8 protein-coding genes are annotated in these 17,199 nt (G+C 68.5%); 6 read left to right on the top strand and 2 right to left on the bottom strand.

Going from position 1 to position 17,199, the window contains the following annotated elements:
• Positions 1–147: 147 nt before the first annotated feature.
• Positions 148–1,062, bottom strand: a complete 915-nt coding sequence (locus tag FOZ70_RS11430; protein WP_060056876.1) for a glutaminase — start codon at positions 1,060–1,062, stop codon at positions 148–150.
• A 218-nt stretch (positions 1,063–1,280) separates the two neighbouring features.
• On the opposite strand from FOZ70_RS11430, the gene FOZ70_RS11425 reads away from it, so the two are divergent.
• The 3 genes from FOZ70_RS11425 (at position 1,281) to FOZ70_RS11415 (ending at position 4,126) form a co-directional block, all read left to right on the top strand.
• A complete protein-coding gene (locus tag FOZ70_RS11425; RefSeq protein WP_027789596.1) occupies positions 1,281–1,991 on the top strand; it encodes a response regulator in 711 nt (236 codons plus the stop codon).
• A 64-nt stretch (positions 1,992–2,055) separates the two neighbouring features.
• Positions 2,056–3,186 (top strand): ATP-binding protein, encoded by a 1,131-nt coding sequence (locus tag FOZ70_RS11420; RefSeq protein ID WP_021162771.1) that lies wholly within the window; start codon positions 2,056–2,058, stop codon positions 3,184–3,186.
• A gap of 316 nt (positions 3,187–3,502) precedes the next feature.
• Positions 3,503–4,126: an NAD(P)H-dependent oxidoreductase gene (locus FOZ70_RS11415; protein WP_021162770.1), complete on the top strand. Its 624-nt coding sequence runs from the start codon at positions 3,503–3,505 to the stop codon at positions 4,124–4,126.
• Between the two features lie 57 nt (positions 4,127–4,183).
• Here FOZ70_RS11415 and FOZ70_RS11410 read toward each other — a convergent pair whose 3' ends face one another.
• On the bottom strand, positions 4,184–6,577 hold the full coding sequence (locus FOZ70_RS11410; protein WP_219705907.1) for a patatin-like phospholipase family protein: 2,394 nt from the start codon (positions 6,575–6,577) through the stop codon (positions 4,184–4,186).
• Positions 6,578–6,848: 271 nt separating this feature from the next.
• On the opposite strand from FOZ70_RS11410, the gene FOZ70_RS11405 reads away from it, so the two are divergent.
• The 3 genes from FOZ70_RS11405 (at position 6,849) to FOZ70_RS11395 (ending at position 17,130) form a co-directional block, all read left to right on the top strand.
• Positions 6,849–7,883, top strand: coding sequence for a rod shape-determining protein (locus FOZ70_RS11405; protein WP_027789592.1), 1,035 nt, complete (start codon positions 6,849–6,851; stop codon positions 7,881–7,883).
• Positions 7,884–8,179: 296 nt separating this feature from the next.
• Positions 8,180–8,869, top strand: a complete 690-nt coding sequence (locus tag FOZ70_RS11400) for a YdcF family protein (protein ID WP_059492091.1) — start codon at positions 8,180–8,182, stop codon at positions 8,867–8,869.
• Between the two features lie 551 nt (positions 8,870–9,420).
• Positions 9,421–17,130, top strand: a complete 7,710-nt coding sequence (locus FOZ70_RS11395) for an autotransporter-associated beta strand repeat-containing protein (RefSeq protein ID WP_219705906.1) — start codon at positions 9,421–9,423, stop codon at positions 17,128–17,130.
• Positions 17,131–17,199: the final 69 nt, after the last annotated feature.

Below are 17,199 nucleotides of genomic sequence, written 5' to 3'. Positions count from 1 at the left end.
CTGGTAAAACGATTGACCTCTCGCAATGTCGACGGCCCGCTCAGGGTCGATTGCTACCGATGGACGAGTTTTCCATTAGCCTGCAGGTGCGCGCCGATATAAATCTGCCACCGTTGCGGTAAATGAGGCACGCCAAACTTCGCCTCTTCAAAAGATCGACCGCCCTGAATACGTAGTCAACCATTCCAAAGCTGTGGTCCCCGCCAACGAGTTCCCATTAGCATCGAGCCCCGGCGCCCACACACAAACCGCCATTTCCCCGGGCAGCACCGCTACGATCCCGCCACCGACACCACTCTTCGCCGGCAACCCGACGCGATACACAAAATCCCCCGCCGCATCGTAAGTGCCGCAGGTCAGCATCAACGCCGACAGCCGCTTGGCGGAACTCGAATCCACGATCCGCTCGCCGGTCACCGGCGCGACACCTCCGTTCGCGAGAAACAGCGCGGCGCTTGCCAGCTCGACGCAGTTCATCTCGATCGCGCACTGCCGGCAATACGCGTCGATCACCGTATCCGGCGGCATCTGCATGTTGCCGAAGCTCGCCATGAAATGCGCCATCGCGCGGTTGCGCTCCGCGTGCTGCAGTTCCGACTGCGCGACGCGCGAATCGTAGTCGATGTCGTTCGCGCCGATCAGCCGCCGCACGAATTCGACGAGCGCCGTCTCGGCCTTCACGAAGCGGCGGCACAGCACGTCGGTGACGACCAGCGCCCCCGCATTGATGAACGGGTTGCGCGGCTTGCCGCGTTCGCTTTCGAGCTGGACCAGCGAATTGAACGCGGTGCCGGACGGCTCGCGGCCGACCCGTTCCCACAGTGCGTCGCCCAGCAGTTGAAACGCGAGCGTGCACGCGAACAGCTTCGAGATGCTCTGGATCGAGAAGCGCTCGTGCGCGTCGCCGACCGTGCAAACGTTTCCATCGAGTGTGACGACGGCCATCCCGAACTTGTCGGCGGGCACTTTCGCGAGCTCGGGAATGTAATCGGCGACCCGTCCCTGGCCAATCCAGGGGGCGAGTTCGGTGTGGATGCGTTCGAGGATCGTTTGATAATTCATCAAGTCAGGCGGGCAGCGCATGGCCCGGATTCAGGCGAGCCCGTATGGAACCGTCCCGGCGCCGATTCGTCAAGCTCGGCCGATATCGTTCCCTTATTTTCAAGACCGCTAAACAGGCAATCGGCTGTCGCAGTATCATGCGGTACGTTTCGGCCACTGGCCGGCGTCCGGCACCGGCCGGCGCCGCCGCGGCTTCCCCGATGAACCGACCGCTGCCCATGTCTTTTCGCATCCTGCTCGTCGAAGACGACACCCGCCTGTCCACGCTGATCGCCGGCTACCTGCGCAAGAACGACTATGAAGTCGACACTGTGCTGCATGGTGACGCCGCGGTGCCGGCGATCCTGTCCATTCGCCCCGATCTCGTCATTCTCGACGTGAACCTGCCGGGCAAGGACGGCTTCGAAATCTGCCGGGAGGCGCGCAAGCAGTACGACGGCGTGATCATCATGGTGACGGCCCGCGACGAGCCGTTCGACGAGCTGCTCGGCCTGGAATTCGGCGCGGACGACTACGTGCACAAGCCGGTCGAGCCGCGCATCCTGCTCGCGCGGATCAAGGCCCAGCTGCGCCGTGCGCCCGCGCGCGCGCCCGAGAGCAGCGCGCCGCAGCCCGAACGCTACGCGTTCGGCAAGTTCTCGATCGACCGCACCGACCGCTCCGTCGTGCTGCCCGACGGCAGCACGCCCGACCTGACGTCGGCCGAATTCGACCTGCTGTGGGCGCTCGTATGCCATGCGGGCGAAGTCGTCAGCCGCGACGACCTGATGCTGCAGTTGCGCGGCGTCGAATTCGACGGCCTCGACCGCACGATCGACGGGCGCATCTCGAAGCTGCGCCGCAAGCTGCGCGACGACGCGAGCAACCCGCAGCGGATCAAGACGATCCGCAGCAAGGGTTATCAATTCAGCAAGCACGCGTGGGAATGACGCGGCCTTCGGGCGACGCCGTCACGTTCCGCGCGGGCATTCCCCCTGCCGGCCGGGAGCCGAGATGATCCGACGAACCCGTTCGCACCCCGATGCACCGCCGCTGCCGACGCTGCGCTACGTCAAATGGCGCTGGCTGCATTTCCGCCGCGCGTGGACCGATACGCGCGCCGACCGCATTCCGAGCTGGTCGCGCCTTTACGTGCGCACCTACCTGCATCTGCTCGGCCTCGTGCTGCTGACCGCGCTCGTGCCGGCGCTCGCGCTGTGTGTCGAATTGTCGCCGCAGGTCGTGTGGCATGCGTTCGATTCGCTGCCCGGCGACATCTGGATCGTGCTCGCGTTCGTGTTCGCCGCACCCGCGCTCGCGGCGTACCGGTGGATGCGGCCGGTGTGGTCGGATCTCGTGATGGTGCGCGAGCGCGCGATCGACTTCACGGGCGGGCGCTTCAACACGCGCGCGCGCGAATCGCACAGCGTGATCATCGGCCCGCTCGCACGGACGCTGAACGCGCTCGCGATGCGGATGGAACGCCTGATCGCCGCGCAGCGCGACCTCACGAACGGCATCTCGCACGAGCTGCGCACGCCGCTCGCACGCGTGCGTTTCGCGCTCGAAATGCTGCGCGAGCCAAGTTCCGCGGCCGAATACCAGAGCGCGCTCGAGAGCATCGCGCAGGACGTGACCGAGCTCGAGGAACTGATCGACATGAGCCTGACGTTCGCGCGGCTCGAATACAGTTCGCTGCAGTCGAATCTCGAGATGACGGCCCCCGTCGCGTGGTTCGAACACCAGGTCAACGATGCGCAGCTGCTGTATCCGGAACGCGCGATCGAGTCGCGTATCGCGATCGCGTCGGACCTGCGGGTGAAGATGGACCGGCGGCTGATGTCGTACGCGATGCGCAACCTGCTGCGCAACGCGAGCAAGTACGCGAGGTCGCGGATCGTCGTCGGGATCTCGCTCGTTCACGGCAACATCGGGATCTTCGTCGAGGACGACGGCCCCGGCGTGCCGGAGAGCGAGCGCGAGCGGATCTTCGACGCGTTCGTGCGCCTCGACCGCCGCACCGGCGGTTATGGCCTCGGCCTGTCGATCACGCGGCAGGTGCTTCACGCGCACAACGGCCGGATCGCGGTCGTCGACCCGATGGAACTCGGCGGCGCACGCTTCGAGATCAGCTGGCCGGTCTGACGATCCGCAACACGAATCCCGGGCCCCGGGACTCGACAGCAACCCCGCACGACCCCACGACAGCCGCGCGCGCCGGATTCGAGCGCGTCGCCGGCTTGTCCCGCCGTTCCTTTCCCGTCCCGATGTCTGCCCGCACCGCCACCGCATGACGATTCGTTTGCCGCACGTGCGCGCTTTGCATTACGATTGCAATTGCAACTGTGTGGACGGGCCGATCCGTGTCAGTGGAGGCGGGCGGCCCGCGACGCAGCCGTGAAGCCGGGGCAGCCACGATGGCCGCTCCGTTGTTCATGCATTCCTGTCAGGGTCATACGTCATGCGGCTTTTGAATATCGTGTCTTCTCCCCGCGGCGCGAGGTCGGCGTCGATCGCGGTCGCCAATGCCTTTGTCGATGCGTTCCGGGAAACGGGCGCATCGATCGACGTCGATACGCTGAATGTCTGGGAAGAAGACTTGCCGGACTTCGGCAGCGACGCGATCGGCGCGAAGTACAAAGGCGTCGCCAACGCGCCGATGGACGACGCGGAACAGTCGGTCTGGCGGCGCATCCAGGCGCTCGTGAAGCGCTTTCAGGAAGCGGACCGGATCGTCGTGGGCGTGCCGATGTGGAATTTCGGCTATCCGTACAAGCTCAAGCAGCTGATCGATCTCGTCAGCCAGCGGAACATGCTGTTCACGTTCGACGGCAAGGCCTACGGTCCGCTGCTGGAGATTCCGCGCGCGCTGGTCATCCATGTTCGCGGACAGAGCCGGGAGACGGGCGCCGGTGCCGACAATCCGGGGTTCCGGCATCAGGCCGACTACATCGAATTCTGGTTGAAGTTCATCGGCGTGAGCGAGGTCAGGAGCCTGACGGTTGAACACACGTGGGGGGCGCGGGCGAGCGACAGCATCGAACAGGCGCAGGCCCGGGCGGTCGCGATGGCTGCGGCGTTCTGATCCGGGCGTGTCGCGCGAAGGTGTGGAGGATGCCGCCGAAGCGGCACCCGCGCACGCTCAGTACGTGCGGCCGAGCTGCAGGTAGAAGTTGCGGCGGCCGCCGGGCGCGAGCGCCACGCCGAGGTAGACCGGCCCGAACGCGGTCGACAGGCTCGTGAAGAACGTATAGCTCTGCTTGAGCGCGCCGCCGCCGATCTGCTGCCCGCTCGACCAGACGTTGCCGACTTCCGCGCTGGCGCCCACCGACAGCGCCTTGATCGGCGATGCGTTGAACGTCATCAGCTGGTTCATGTAGGTCACCTGCGCATACGCGAGTTCGTTGCCGTTCAGCTGGTCGGCCGCATACGCGGACAGATGCTGGAAGCCGCCGAGCGTGAAGTTGAACGCGTTGATCAGGTTGGTGCCGCCGATGCTCTTGCCGCCTTCGATCGTCGCGCTGACGCTGTTGCTGCCGAACTGCTGCGCCACCATCGCCTTGCCGTAGATCTCGGTGTAGGGCGCGTTGTTGATGCTGTCGTCGAATTCGCTCGCCGAGCCCCCGTTGCGCGACACCAGCGAGCGCTCGACGCGGAACTCGGTGAAATAACCCTTGCGCGGGAACAGCGGATCGTCGAGCTGGTCGATGACGAGCCGCGCGCGCGCGATCAGCGCCTGCGACGTGAAGCTCGGCCACAGCAGCGTCTGGCCGCTGCCGTCGTCGAACGGGACGTTGTAGGTCGGCGAGCCGTGCCCGGTCACGTACCCGACGCCGATCCGGAAATCGCCGAGCCGCGCGATCGGCAGGCCGAAATCGAGCCCGGCGCGCGCGGTCTGCATCAGGTACTGCGTGATCTTCACGTCGCCGGAGTCGTCGTACAGGTTCGCGTAGCGGCGCTGGTATTCGGCGTAGGGCGACAGATAGACGCCGTACGCCATCGACAGCGGCTGGCGGAATTCGACGCGCGCCGATTGCAGGTCGCTGCCGATCGTCGTGTCTGCGCGGAATTCGAGCCCCGATTCGGTCAGCCACGGGCGCCGGTAGCCGACATGCAGGCGGAAGCCGCCCTCATCGGTCGAGCTGCTCGACATGCCGAGCCCGAACAGCAGGAAATTCGGCCCCCAGTATTTCTCGCGGGCGTCGATCTCGAGCACGTTCTCGTCACCGCGGCTCACGATCTGCTGCGTGACGCTCTCGAAGTTGCCGCCCGTCGTGAGGCCGAGCAGATCCTGGCTGACGGTGTTCGGATCGTACGTGTCGCCGGGCTTCACGTGCAGCGCGTTGCTGACGACCCGCTTCGGCACGCCGCCGGAGGTCTTGATCTCGATGCGCGTGATCCGGATCGGCGGCGGCAGCGGTTGCGCGTGCGCGGAGCGGTACGCCGCATATTGTTCCGGCGTGAGCGCGAAGCGCTGCAGCCTCGGCAGCGCCGCGGTCGCGGCGGCCGCACCGGCGGCGATCGCCTGCTTCGCGTTCTGGAAATCGGTGAACGCGAGCGAGCCGAGGTCCGGCGTGAGCAGCACGTCCTGCGCGTCGAGCTGCTTGCGCTGGGCGGTCACGTTCTGGCGGATCAGGATGCCGACCATCTGCTGCATCACGTCGGCGGGCGACGCGAGCGCGTCGAGCGGGCGCAGTTGCGAGCCGATGTCGACCGCGATCACGACGTTCGCGCCCATCTGCCGCGCGGTGTCGACGGGCAGGTTGCTGACGAGCCCGCCGTCCACCAGCGCGCGCCCGTTGATCTCGGCCGGCGCGAACAGGCCCGGCATGGCCATGCTCGCGCGGATCGCGAGCGGCAGCGAGCCGCGGTCGAGCACCACCATCTGGCCCGTCTGCAGGTCGGTCGCGACCGCGCGGTACGGGATCGGCAGCCGGTCGAACGGCTGGTTGGTCGGCACGGCGGCCGTCCAGTTCGCGAGCAGCGCCTGCAGCCGGTTGCCCTGCACGAGGCCGACCGGCGCCTTCACACCTTTCTTGCCGAAACCGAGCGTCAGCCCGTTGATGTACAGGCGTTCGTCCTCCCGGCTGGTTTGCGGCAGGTCCGCGCGGTCCGTCACGTCGAACGCGATGTCCGCGAGGTTGACCTCCGAGAGCCGCTTCTGCATCTCGCCGGCGGCCATGCCGCTCGCATACAGCCCGCCGACCACGGCACCCATGCTGGTGCCCGCGATGCAGTCGATCGGGATGCGGTTGTCCTCCAGCACCTTCAGGACCCCGAGGTGTGCGTAACCGCGCGCGCCGCCGCCGGACAGCACGAGGCCGATCGACGGGCGGCCCGCCGGGCCGCCGTCGGCGTCGCAGGTGTGCCCGGATGCGGCGGGCGTGGCAGCCGGCGCGCTGGCGGCGGTGGCCTGGGCGGCGGCGGATTCGGGGGCCGGCAGCGGTTGCGCGGCGACCGTGCAGCACCAGAAGGCGACGAGCGTCGTGCAAAGCGGGCGCACCCGCGCCCAGCGGAAGGAAACGGTCGCTGTCATGGAGGAAATACCTGGCGTGATCGGGCGTCTGAGGCCTGCCGGGAGCAGGCAAGACCGAGAGATTACCGTGTTTTACAGACGCAATGCGAGAGGCTGTGGCGTAGCCGGATGTGTCCGGAACGGCACATTTGACAATTGCGTCGCGAAAAAATCATTGGAATTGCCTAAAGTATCGGAACGATTTGCCGCTAAGTCCGTGATGGAGCGGCATGGCCGCGCCACGGAAATGCGGCGCGGCTGCCCCGCGTCCGTTCGATTACAAGGGTTTGATATGTCGACACCGCTGTTCGGAAAGTTGTTTGCGCAACCCGTTGCGATCGACCCTGGAACGGCAAGTACGCGGATTTATACGCACGAACGCGGCGTGGTGCTGAACCAGCCGTCGGTCGTCTGCTTCCGCAAGGCCGGCGCGACCGACGCACGGCCGACGCTCGAGGCCGTCGGCGAGCTCGCGAAGGCGCTGCTCGGCCGCGAACCGGGGCATCTCGAAGCCGTGCGGCCGATGCGGCACGGCGTGATCGCCGACGCGCACGCGGCCGAGCAGATGATCCGCAGTTTCATCGACATGTCGCGCACGCGGTCGCGTTTCGGCCGCCGCGTCGAGGTCACGCTGTGCGTGCCGTCCGATGCGACGGCCGTCGAGCGCCGCGCGCTCCGCGAGGCCGCGTTCGCGGCGGGTGTATCGGAGGTCGAACTGATCGAGGAATCGCTGGCGGCCGGGCTCGGCGCGGGCCTACCGGTGACCGAGCCGGTCGGCTCGATGGTCGTCGACATCGGCGGCGGGACGACGGAAGTCGCGGTGATCGCGCTCGGCGGCATCGTCTACCGCGAGGCGATCCGCGTCGGCGGCAACCAGTTCGACGCGGCGATCGTCAACCATGTCCGCAACCTGTATGGCGTGCTGCTCGGCGAGCAGACGGCCGAGCACGTGAAGCAGTCGATCGGCTCGGCCACCAGCGCGGTGCCGCGCAGGTCGACGCGCGCGGTCGGGCGCAGCGTCGGCGACGGCCTGCCGCGCTCGATCGAGCTGTCCAACCACGACGTGGCGGACGCGCTGGTCGCGCCGCTCAAGCAGGTGATCGGCGCGGTGAAGTCAGTGCTGGAGAACGCGCCGGCCGAGCTCGTGACCGATATCGCGAATCGCGGCGTGGTGCTGACGGGCGGCGGCGCGCTGCTCGCGGATCTCGAGCGCCTGCTGTACGACGAGACGGGCCTCGTCGCCCGGATCGCCGACGAGCCGGCCACCTGCGCGGTGCGCGGCGCCGGCGAGGCGATGGGGCGGCTCGCGATGTGCCCGGTCGACTGATTCGGGCCGGGCCGGGCATCGCGGCACGGTCATTCACGTTTCTTCGATCTCCGTAGATCTCCGCAGGTTTTCCCTTTCCAGTTGCCTGCCCGCTTCGCCGGGCACGCTGCTCCGGTCGACTTGCCGGAAGGCCGGCCATCGTCCGGCATCGGTCCGCCGCGTGGACACCCGGACGCGCACCGTGCTAGCGTTACGCGCCCGCGCGGGGCCGGGCATGCCGAAATGCCCGGCGAGCCCGGCGAGCCCGACGAGTCCGACGAGTCCGACGAGTCCGACGACCTGAGAGACCGAAAACCTTGAAAAACCGTACCAAACGGGGCTTCTTCGCCCGAACGGGCCGCCTGCTGGCCATCGTCGCCTGCCTGTGGATCGTCGCAGCCGTTGCGCTCGTCGCGCACGGGCTGCGGATGCCGAGCGAGCCGGCCGACGTTGCCGTGATCTTCGGCAATGCGCTCGACGCGACCGGCGCGCCGAAGCCCGTACTCGCCGCCAGGCTCGATGTCGGCGTGCGCTGCTACCGCACGGGGCAGTGCCCGGCGTTCCTGGTCAGCGGCGCGATCGACGGCCCCGGGCTGAACGAGGCGACCGCGATGCGCGACTATCTGGTGGCGCGCGGCGTGCCGGCCGACCGGATCGCGGTGGACGACCAGGGCGACAACACGCTCGCGACGGCGCAGCACACGCTCGCTTACCTGCAGGCGCACCGCGTGTCGCGCGTGCTGATCGTCAGCCAGTTCTACCACCTCGCGCGGGCGCGGCTCGCGTTCGAGCGCGTCGGCATCGCGCGGGCGAACATCTCCGCCGCGTACCCCGCCCGTTTCCAGTTGCGCGACATCTATTCGAGCTGGCGCGAAGTGCCGGCCTACGCGGTGTATGCGGTGCGGTTGTGGGTCAACCCCGATGCGCGGCCCGTCTCGTTCCGGCCGATGCTTTATCTGATACGGCTGTTTTCGTCACGCGGTGCGGGTTTTCCGGTCGACGCGTGACGAACATCGACTAACCCTGGACATCCCGCACGTTTCGTCTGATGAATTAAGGCGGGTGGATTATCGAGTGTCGATACTTCCCGCGCATGTGGATATTGCGTTGCAAAAAAATCGGCCGTGATAATCGCGTGGATATCCGTATTTTCACGGATGCGTCATTTTCGCTACTGTAAATAAATATCCGGGAAATTGACAAAAAAGGAATGCGGATTTACCTGTCTGACGCGTCCCGATAAGTAAAAAATGCGTGCCCGCCGGACCTCGATCAAATGGGGAAAAGATCGACTGGAAAAGCCTGTTTTTTTGATATAGCCTTGTCTGACAAAAGCAGGGCGGTGATCAAATCAACCAGAAAATCGCTGCAGAAAAACAGGGGCCATCGACATGTCATTCGACTAGTTTCACGCCTGCCTTCCCGGGCCAATTAAAGATTCGTCCATGAATTAACCGACGTCGCATCGCGACAGGCGGCGTGGATGCTTTTGTCCGCGATTTTCTGCTGCCGGCCGTTCGATTTCACGGTAATACCAATTCCAATAACGAGGGAAAGCATGAATCTTGCGCGTTCGAAAAAAGCCGGCGAACCGTTTCCGAGATTGCTGTTGCCGACGGGCGTTTTCCTGGCGTTGTCCGGCGCCGGTATCGTGCCCGCCCAGGCGACCTGCAGCACGGCGGGCACGACGGTGACCTGCTCCGGGGTCGCCAACCCGCTTGCGCCGAGCTATGCGAACAGCGCGAACAACGTCCAGGCCACCGTCAATCCCGGCGCGAGCGTGGGCGTTCTGCTCGGCGTCGGCGGCACCGCGATGTCGCTGACCGGCAACGGCGTCAGGCTGACCAACAACGGCACGATCGACCCATCCGCACTCGGCTCGGGCCTCGGCGTGCTGTCGAGCGGGGCAGTGGTCGGCAATGCGTCCGCGAGCGCGAACACCACGGTCGTCAACAACGGCACGATGAACGGCTCGACCGGGGTGGCGATCAGTGGCGTGACGGGCATGGCGCTGTCGGTCCAGAACGGCACGGGCGGTACGTCGACGATCAACAACACCGGCACGATCGGCTCGAACCCGCTGGTCGGCGCGATCCTCGTCGGCGCGGACGCGCCCGTGGTGGCTGCGTACGGCGGCGCCACGGTCAACATGACGAACAGCGGGACGATCAACGGCCGCGTGTCGCTCGGCTCGAACGGCACGCCCGGCCAGGGCAATACGTTTACCAACTCGGGCACGATCAACGGCGGCGTGTCGATGGGCGCGAACAGCACCAACACGTTCAATGCCGTGACGGGTTCGTCGGTCAACACGGCGGGCGGCACCGGCGGCGGATTCAACATCACGATCGGCCCGAACACGATCAACGTGGCGGCGACGGGCACGGTCGACGGCGGCGCGGGCGGCAACAACACGCTCAACCTGCAGCAGGGCACCAGCGCGAACGGCACGATCGCGGTCAACAATTACGTCAACTTCAATCACGTCGACGTCCAGAGCGGCAACTGGACGATCAACGGCGCGTCGACCGCGCAGGACACGACGCTGGCGGGCGGCGTCGCGATCATCGGCGACAACGCGTCGCTCGGCACCGGTAACGTCACGGCCAACGGCGGCGCGCTGCAGGCGGGTGCCGCCGGGCTCAACGTCGCCAATACCGTGACGCTCGGCGCGGGCGGGCTGACGGTGCAGGGCGCGACCGGGCTCACGCTGTCGGGCGCGGTGACGGGCGGCGGCGCGCTGACGAAGAACGACGGCGGCACGCTGACGTTGAACGGCGCGAACAGCTATACGGGCGGCACGAACCTGAACGGCGGCGGCATCGTCGTCGGCAACAACGGGGCGCTCGGCAGCGGTGCGCTGAACGTCAACGCCGCGGCCTCGCTCGACTCGAGTGCGAACACGACGCTCGGCAACAACGTCAATCTCGCCAACAGCAGCACGCTGACGGTCGGCGGCAGCAACAATCTCGGGCTGGCCGGCACCATCAGCGGCAACGGCGGTCTCGTGAAGAACGGCGCGGCGACCACGACACTGACGGGCGCGAACACCTACACGGGCGGCACGACGATCAATGCCGGCACGCTCGCGGTGGGCGCGGGCGGCAGCCTGGCGGCGACCGGTGCGGTGAACCTGGCGAACGCGGGTGCGACGCTCGACCTGAGCGCCGCGACGAGCGCGCAGGCGATCGGCGCGCTGGCGGGCTCGGCCGGTACCAGCGTGAACCTCGGCGGCAATTCGCTGACGCTGAACGGCACCACCAATGCGACGTATGCCGGCTCGATCGGCGGCGCGGGCGGCATCACGCTCTCCGGCAGCGGCACGCAGACGTTGACGGGCACGAACGTGTACTCGGGCGGCACGAACCTGAACGGCGGCAACCTCGCGGTCGGCAGCAATACGGCGCTCGGCATCGGCGCGGTGAACGTCAACGGCTCGTCGTCGCTCGACGCGACCGCCAACGTATCGCTCGCGAACAATGTCAACGTCGCCATCGGCACGACGCTGACGCTCGTCGGCAGCGCCGATGTCGGCCTGAACGGCACGGTCTCGGGCGGCGGCGGTCTCGTGAAGAACGGCGCGGCGACCGTGACGCTGTCCGGCGCGAACAACTACACCGGCGGCACGACGCTGAATGCCGGCGGCCTGGTGCTCGGCAACAACTCGGCACTCGGCACGGGTGCGTTGACCGTCGGCGGTGCGGCGACGCTCGATACGAGCGCGAACCTGTCGGTCAACAACGCCGTCAACCTTGCCACCAGTTCGACGCTGACACTGGGCGGCAGCCATGCGCTCACGCTGAGCGGCGGCATTGCCGGCGCGGGCGCCCTCGTGAAGGACGGCGCGGCGACCACGACGCTGACGGGGACGAACACCTACACCGGCGGCACGACGATCAATGCCGGCACGCTCGCGGTGGGTGCGGGCGGCAGCCTGGCGGCGACCGGCGCGGTGAACCTGGCCAACGCGGGTGCGACGCTCGACCTGAGCGCCGCGACGAGCGCGCAGACGATCGGCGGGCTGTCGGGGGTGGCCGGGACGAACGTCAACATGGGCGGCAACGGGCTGACGCTGGACGGGACGGCCAGCGGCACCTTCGGCGGCGCGATCGGCGGCACGGGCAGCCTGACGCTGGCCGGCACCGGCACGCAGACGCTGAACGGCGCAAGCACCTACTCGGGCGGCACGAACCTGAACGGCGGCAGCAGCGTCGTGCTCGGCAACAATGCGGCGCTCGGCACCGGCACGCTGAACGTCGGCGGCGCGGCGACGCTCGACACGAACACGAGCCTGTCGGTCAACAACGCGGTCAATCTTGGCAACGGTTCGACGCTGACGCTCGGCGGCAGCAACGCGCTCACGCTGAGCGGCGGCATTGCCGGCGCGGGCGCTCTCGTGAAGAACGGCGCGGCGACCACGACACTGACGGGCGCGAACACCTACACCGGCGGCACGACGATCAACGCCGGCACGCTCGCGGTGGGCGCGGGCGGCAGCCTGGCGGCGACCGGCGCGGTGAACCTGGCCAACGCGGGTGCAGCGCTCGACCTGAGCGCCGCGACGAGCGCACAGACGATCGGCGGGCTGTCGGGAGTGGCCGGGACGAACGTCAACATGGGCGGCAACGGGCTGACGCTCGGCGGGACGGCCAGCGGCACGTTCAGCGGCGCGATCGGCGGCACGGGCAGCCTGACGCTGGCCGGCACCGGCACGCAGACGCTGAACGGCGCAAGCACCTACTCGGGCGGCACGAACCTGAACGGCGGCAGCAGCGTCGTGCTCGGCAACAATGCGGCGCTCGGCACCGGCACGCTGAACGTCGGCGGCGCGGCGACGCTCGACACGAACACGAACCTGTCGGTCGACAACGCGGTCAATCTTGGCAACGGTTCGACGCTGACGCTCGGCGGCAGCAACGCGCTCACGCTGACCGGCGGCATCGCCGGCGCGGGCGGTCTCGTGAAGGACGGCGCGGCGACCACGACGTTGACGGCCGCGAACACCTACACGGGCGGCACGACGATCAACGCCGGCACGCTGGCGCTCGGTGCGGGCGGCAGCCTCGCGGCGACGGGCGCGGTGAACGTGGCCGGCGCGGGCGCGGCGCTCGACCTGAGCGCCGCGACGGGCGCGCAGACGATCGGTGCACTGAGCGGCGTGGCCGGCTCGGCCGTGAACCTCGGCACGAACGGGCTGACGCTGAGCGGGACAGCCAGCGGCAACTTCGGCGGCACGATCGGCGGCACCGGCGGCCTGACCGTGGCCGGCACGGGCACGCAAACGCTGTCCGGCACGAACACCTACACGGGCGGCACGACGATCAACGGCGGCAGCACGCTGGCGCTCGGTGCGGGCGGCAGCCTCGCGGCGACCGGTACGGTGGACCTCGCCGGTGCGGGCGCGACGTTCAACCTCAGCGGCGCGTCGGGTTCGCAAACGATCGGCGCGCTGACCGGTGCGGCGAATACGAATGTGGATCTTGGCGCGAACGGGCTGACGTTGAGCGGCAACGGCAATCACGCGTTCGGCGGGACGATCGGCGGCACGGGCAGCGTGACGTTCGCGGGTGCCGGCATGCAGACGCTGACGGGTGCGAACACCTACACCGGCGGCACGACGATCAACGGCGGCAGCACGCTTGCGCTCGGCGCGAACGGCAGCCTGGCGTCGGGCGGTGCCGTGAACCTTGCCGGCGCAGGCGCGACGTTCAACCTGAGCGGCGCATCGGGCTCGCAAACGATCGGCGCGTTGAACGGCGCGGCGAATACGAACGTGGATCTTGGCGCGAACGGGCTGACGCTGAGCGGCACGGCCAGCGGCACGTTCGGCGGGACGATCGGCGGCACGGGCAGCGTGACGTACGCGGGTACCGGCACGCAAACGCTGACCGGCGCGAACACCTACACCGGCGGCACGACGATCAACGCCGGCAGCACGCTGGCGCTCGGCGCGAACGGCAGCCTCGCGTCGGGCGGTGCGGTGAGTCTCGCCGGCACGGGCGCGACGCTCAACCTCGGTGGCGCATCCGGCGCGCAGACGCTCGGCGTGCTGACCGGCGGTACCGGCACGAACGTGAACCTCGGTGCGAATGGCCTGACGCTGAACGGCAGCGGCAACAACACGTTCGGCGGCGCGATCGGCGGTACGGGCAGCGTGACGTTCGCGGGTGCCGGCACGCAAACGCTGACGGGCGCGAATACGTACACCGGCGGCACGACGATCAACGGCGGCAGCACACTCGCGCTCGGCGCGGGCGGCAGCCTGGCTTCGGGCAGCGCGGTGAATCTCGCCGGCACGGGTGCGACGTTCGACGTGAGCGGCGCGTCGGGCGCACAGACGTTTGGTGCGCTGAGCGGCGCGGTCGGCACGAACGTGAACCTCGGCGGCAACGCACTGACGTTGAACGGAAGTGGCGGGACATTCGGCGGGACGATCGGCGGCACGGGCAGCGTGACGTTCGCGGGTGCCGGCACGCAAACGCTGACGGGCGCGAACACTTACACCGGCGGCACGACGATCAACGGCGGCAGCACGCTGGCGCTGGGGGCGGGCGGCAGCCTCGCGTCGGGTAGTGCGGTGAATCTCGCCGGCACGGGCGCGACGCTCAACCTCGGCGGCGCATCGGGCGCACAGACGCTCGGCGTGCTGACCGGCGGTACCGGCACGAACGTGAACCTCGGTGCGAATGGCCTGACGCTGAACGGCAGCGGCAACAACACGTTCGGCGGTGCGATCGGCGGCACGGGCAACGTGACGTTCGCGGGCGCCGGCACGCAGACGCTGACGGGCGCGAATACGTACACGGGCGGCACGACGGTCAACGGCGGCAGCACGCTGGCATTGGGTGCGGGCGGCAGCCTGGCGTCGGCGGGCGCGGTGAATCTCGCGGGCACGGGTGCGACGTTCGACGTAAGCGCCGCGACGGGCGCACAGACGATCGGTGCGCTGACCGGCACGGGCGGCACGAACGTGAACCTCGGCACGAATGCGCTGACGCTGAACGGCAGCGGCAACAACACGTTCGGCGGGACGATCGGCGGCACGGGCGGCGTGACGGTTGCCGGTAGCGGCACGCAAACGCTGACGGGCGCGAACACCTACACCGGCGGCACGACGATCAACGGCGGCAGCACGCTCGCGCTGGGCGCGGGCGGCAGCCTGGCGTCGGCGGGTGCGGTGAATCTCGCGGGCACGGGTGCGACGCTCGACGTAAGCGCCGCGACGGGCGCGCAGACGATCGGCACGTTGAACGGTGCGACCGGCGCGACGATCAATCTCGGCGCCAACGCGCTGACGTTGAACGGCAGCGGCAACGGCACGTTCGGCGGGACGATCGGCGGTGCGGGCGGCGTGACGATCGCCGGCACCGGTGTTCAGACGCTGACGGGCGCGAACACGTACACGGGCGGCACCACGATCGCGGCCGGCGGTGCGCTGCAACTCGGCAACGGCGGCACGTCGGGCAGCATCGCCGGCAATGTCGTCGACAACGGCGCGCTGATCGTCAATCAATCCGGCAACGTGACGATTGCAAGCGTGCTGTCCGGCGCGGGCTCGCTGACGCAGGCCGGCAGCGGGCAACTGACGTTGACGGGCACCAGCACACTGAGCGGGCCGACCACGGTCAGCGCGGGCACGCTCGCCGTCAACGGGTCGCTCGGCCAGTCGACCGTCACCGTGCAGAACGGCGCGACGGTCACGGGCACCGGCACGATCGGCGGCCTCGTGGTGCAGGGCGGCGCGACGGCGGCCGCGTCGCAGCCGGGCGCGGCGCTGAACGTGGGCGGCAACGTCACGTTCCAGCCGGGCTCGACGTTCCAGGTCGCGGCTTCGCCGCAGCAAAGCGGCAGCCTCGCGGCAGGCGGCACGGCGACGCTGAACGGCGGCACCGTGCAGGTGCTCGCGAACCAGAGCGGCTACCAGCCGAGCACGACCTACACGATCGTGACCGCGGCATCGGGCGTGCAGGGCGCGTTCAGCCAGGTGAATGCGAACTATGCGTTCCTGATGCCGACGCTCAGCTACGACCCGAATCACGTGTACCTGCGACTGGTCCAGAACGGCACGTCGCTGCCCGACGTCGCGACGACGCCCAACCAGCGCGCGGTCGCGGCCGCGCTCGGCGGGCTCGGCGCCGGCAATCCGCTGTACGACGCGGTCCTGACGACCGACGTGCCGACCGCACGCCGCGCATACGGGCTGCTCGACGGCGAACTGCAGGCGAGCCTGAAGAGCATGCTGCTGCTCGACAGCCGCTACGTTCGCGACGCGGTGACCGATCGCGTCCGCCAGGGCCTCGCGCCCGGATCGGGCCCGCTCGCCGCGCTGTCGTCGGGCGGTGCCGCGCTGTGCGGGGACAACACGGCCGGCGCGGTCGACCCGACGCTGCCGCCGGAACGCCGGATCGGTTCGCGCGAGGGCTGCTACGGCGGCACGCCTTATCAACCGGTGGTCTGGGGGCAGGCGTTCGGCGGCCGCAGCCGGCTCACCGGCGACGGCAACGCGTCGACGATCAACCGCAGCATGACGGGCTTCATCGCCGGTGCCGACATGGCGCTCAACGACAAGTGGCGTGCGGGCCTGGCCGCGGGCGTCACGCACAGCTCGCTCGACAACGCCCAGAGTTCGTCGGCGTCGGTGAACAGCTACTACCTGTCGCTGTACGGCGGCGCGCAGTACGGTGCGCTCGGCGTGCGCGGCGGCGCGTCGTACACGTGGTACCGAATCAACAGCGACCGCAATCCGGGCTTCGCGGGTTTCTCCGATCACGATTCGGCCGGTTACGACGCGAATTCGGCGCAGGTGTTCGGCGAAGTCGGCTACGCGCTGCCGGTCGGGCCCGTGGCGATCGAACCGTTCGCGGGCCTCGCGTATGTGAACCTGCATACCGACGGTTATACGGAAACGGGCGGCGCGGCCGCACTGCGCGCCGGCGGCGAGACGACCCACGTCGGCTTCTCGACGCTCGGCTTGCGCGCGGCGTCGCAGCTCGGCTCGATCGGGAGCGGCACGTTCACCGCGCGCGGGACGGTCGGCTGGAGGCATGCGTTCGGCAACGTGCGGCCGTCGTCGGCGTTCACGTTCGCGAACGGCGGCACGTCGTTCCAGGTGTCGGGCGTGCCGATTGCTCGCGACAGCGCCGTGCTCGAGGCCGGCATCGACGCGAACATCACGAAGCGCCTGACGCTCGGCCTCACGTACAGTGGCCAGTACGGCAGCGGCGTGCGCGACAACGCGATCCTCGGCAACATCCTGTGGAAATTCTGATCCGCACTTGATGTGCCTGTAAGCGACGCCAGGCGGCGACGGCAACGTCGCATGGCGTCGCGCTCTTTT

Origin of the sequence: Burkholderia sp. COPS (assembly GCF_019425585.1) — a bacterium.
Taxonomy (GTDB): Bacteria; Pseudomonadota; Gammaproteobacteria; order Burkholderiales; family Burkholderiaceae; genus Burkholderia; species Burkholderia cepacia.
This window is presented reverse-complemented; position numbering and strand designations above follow the sequence as displayed.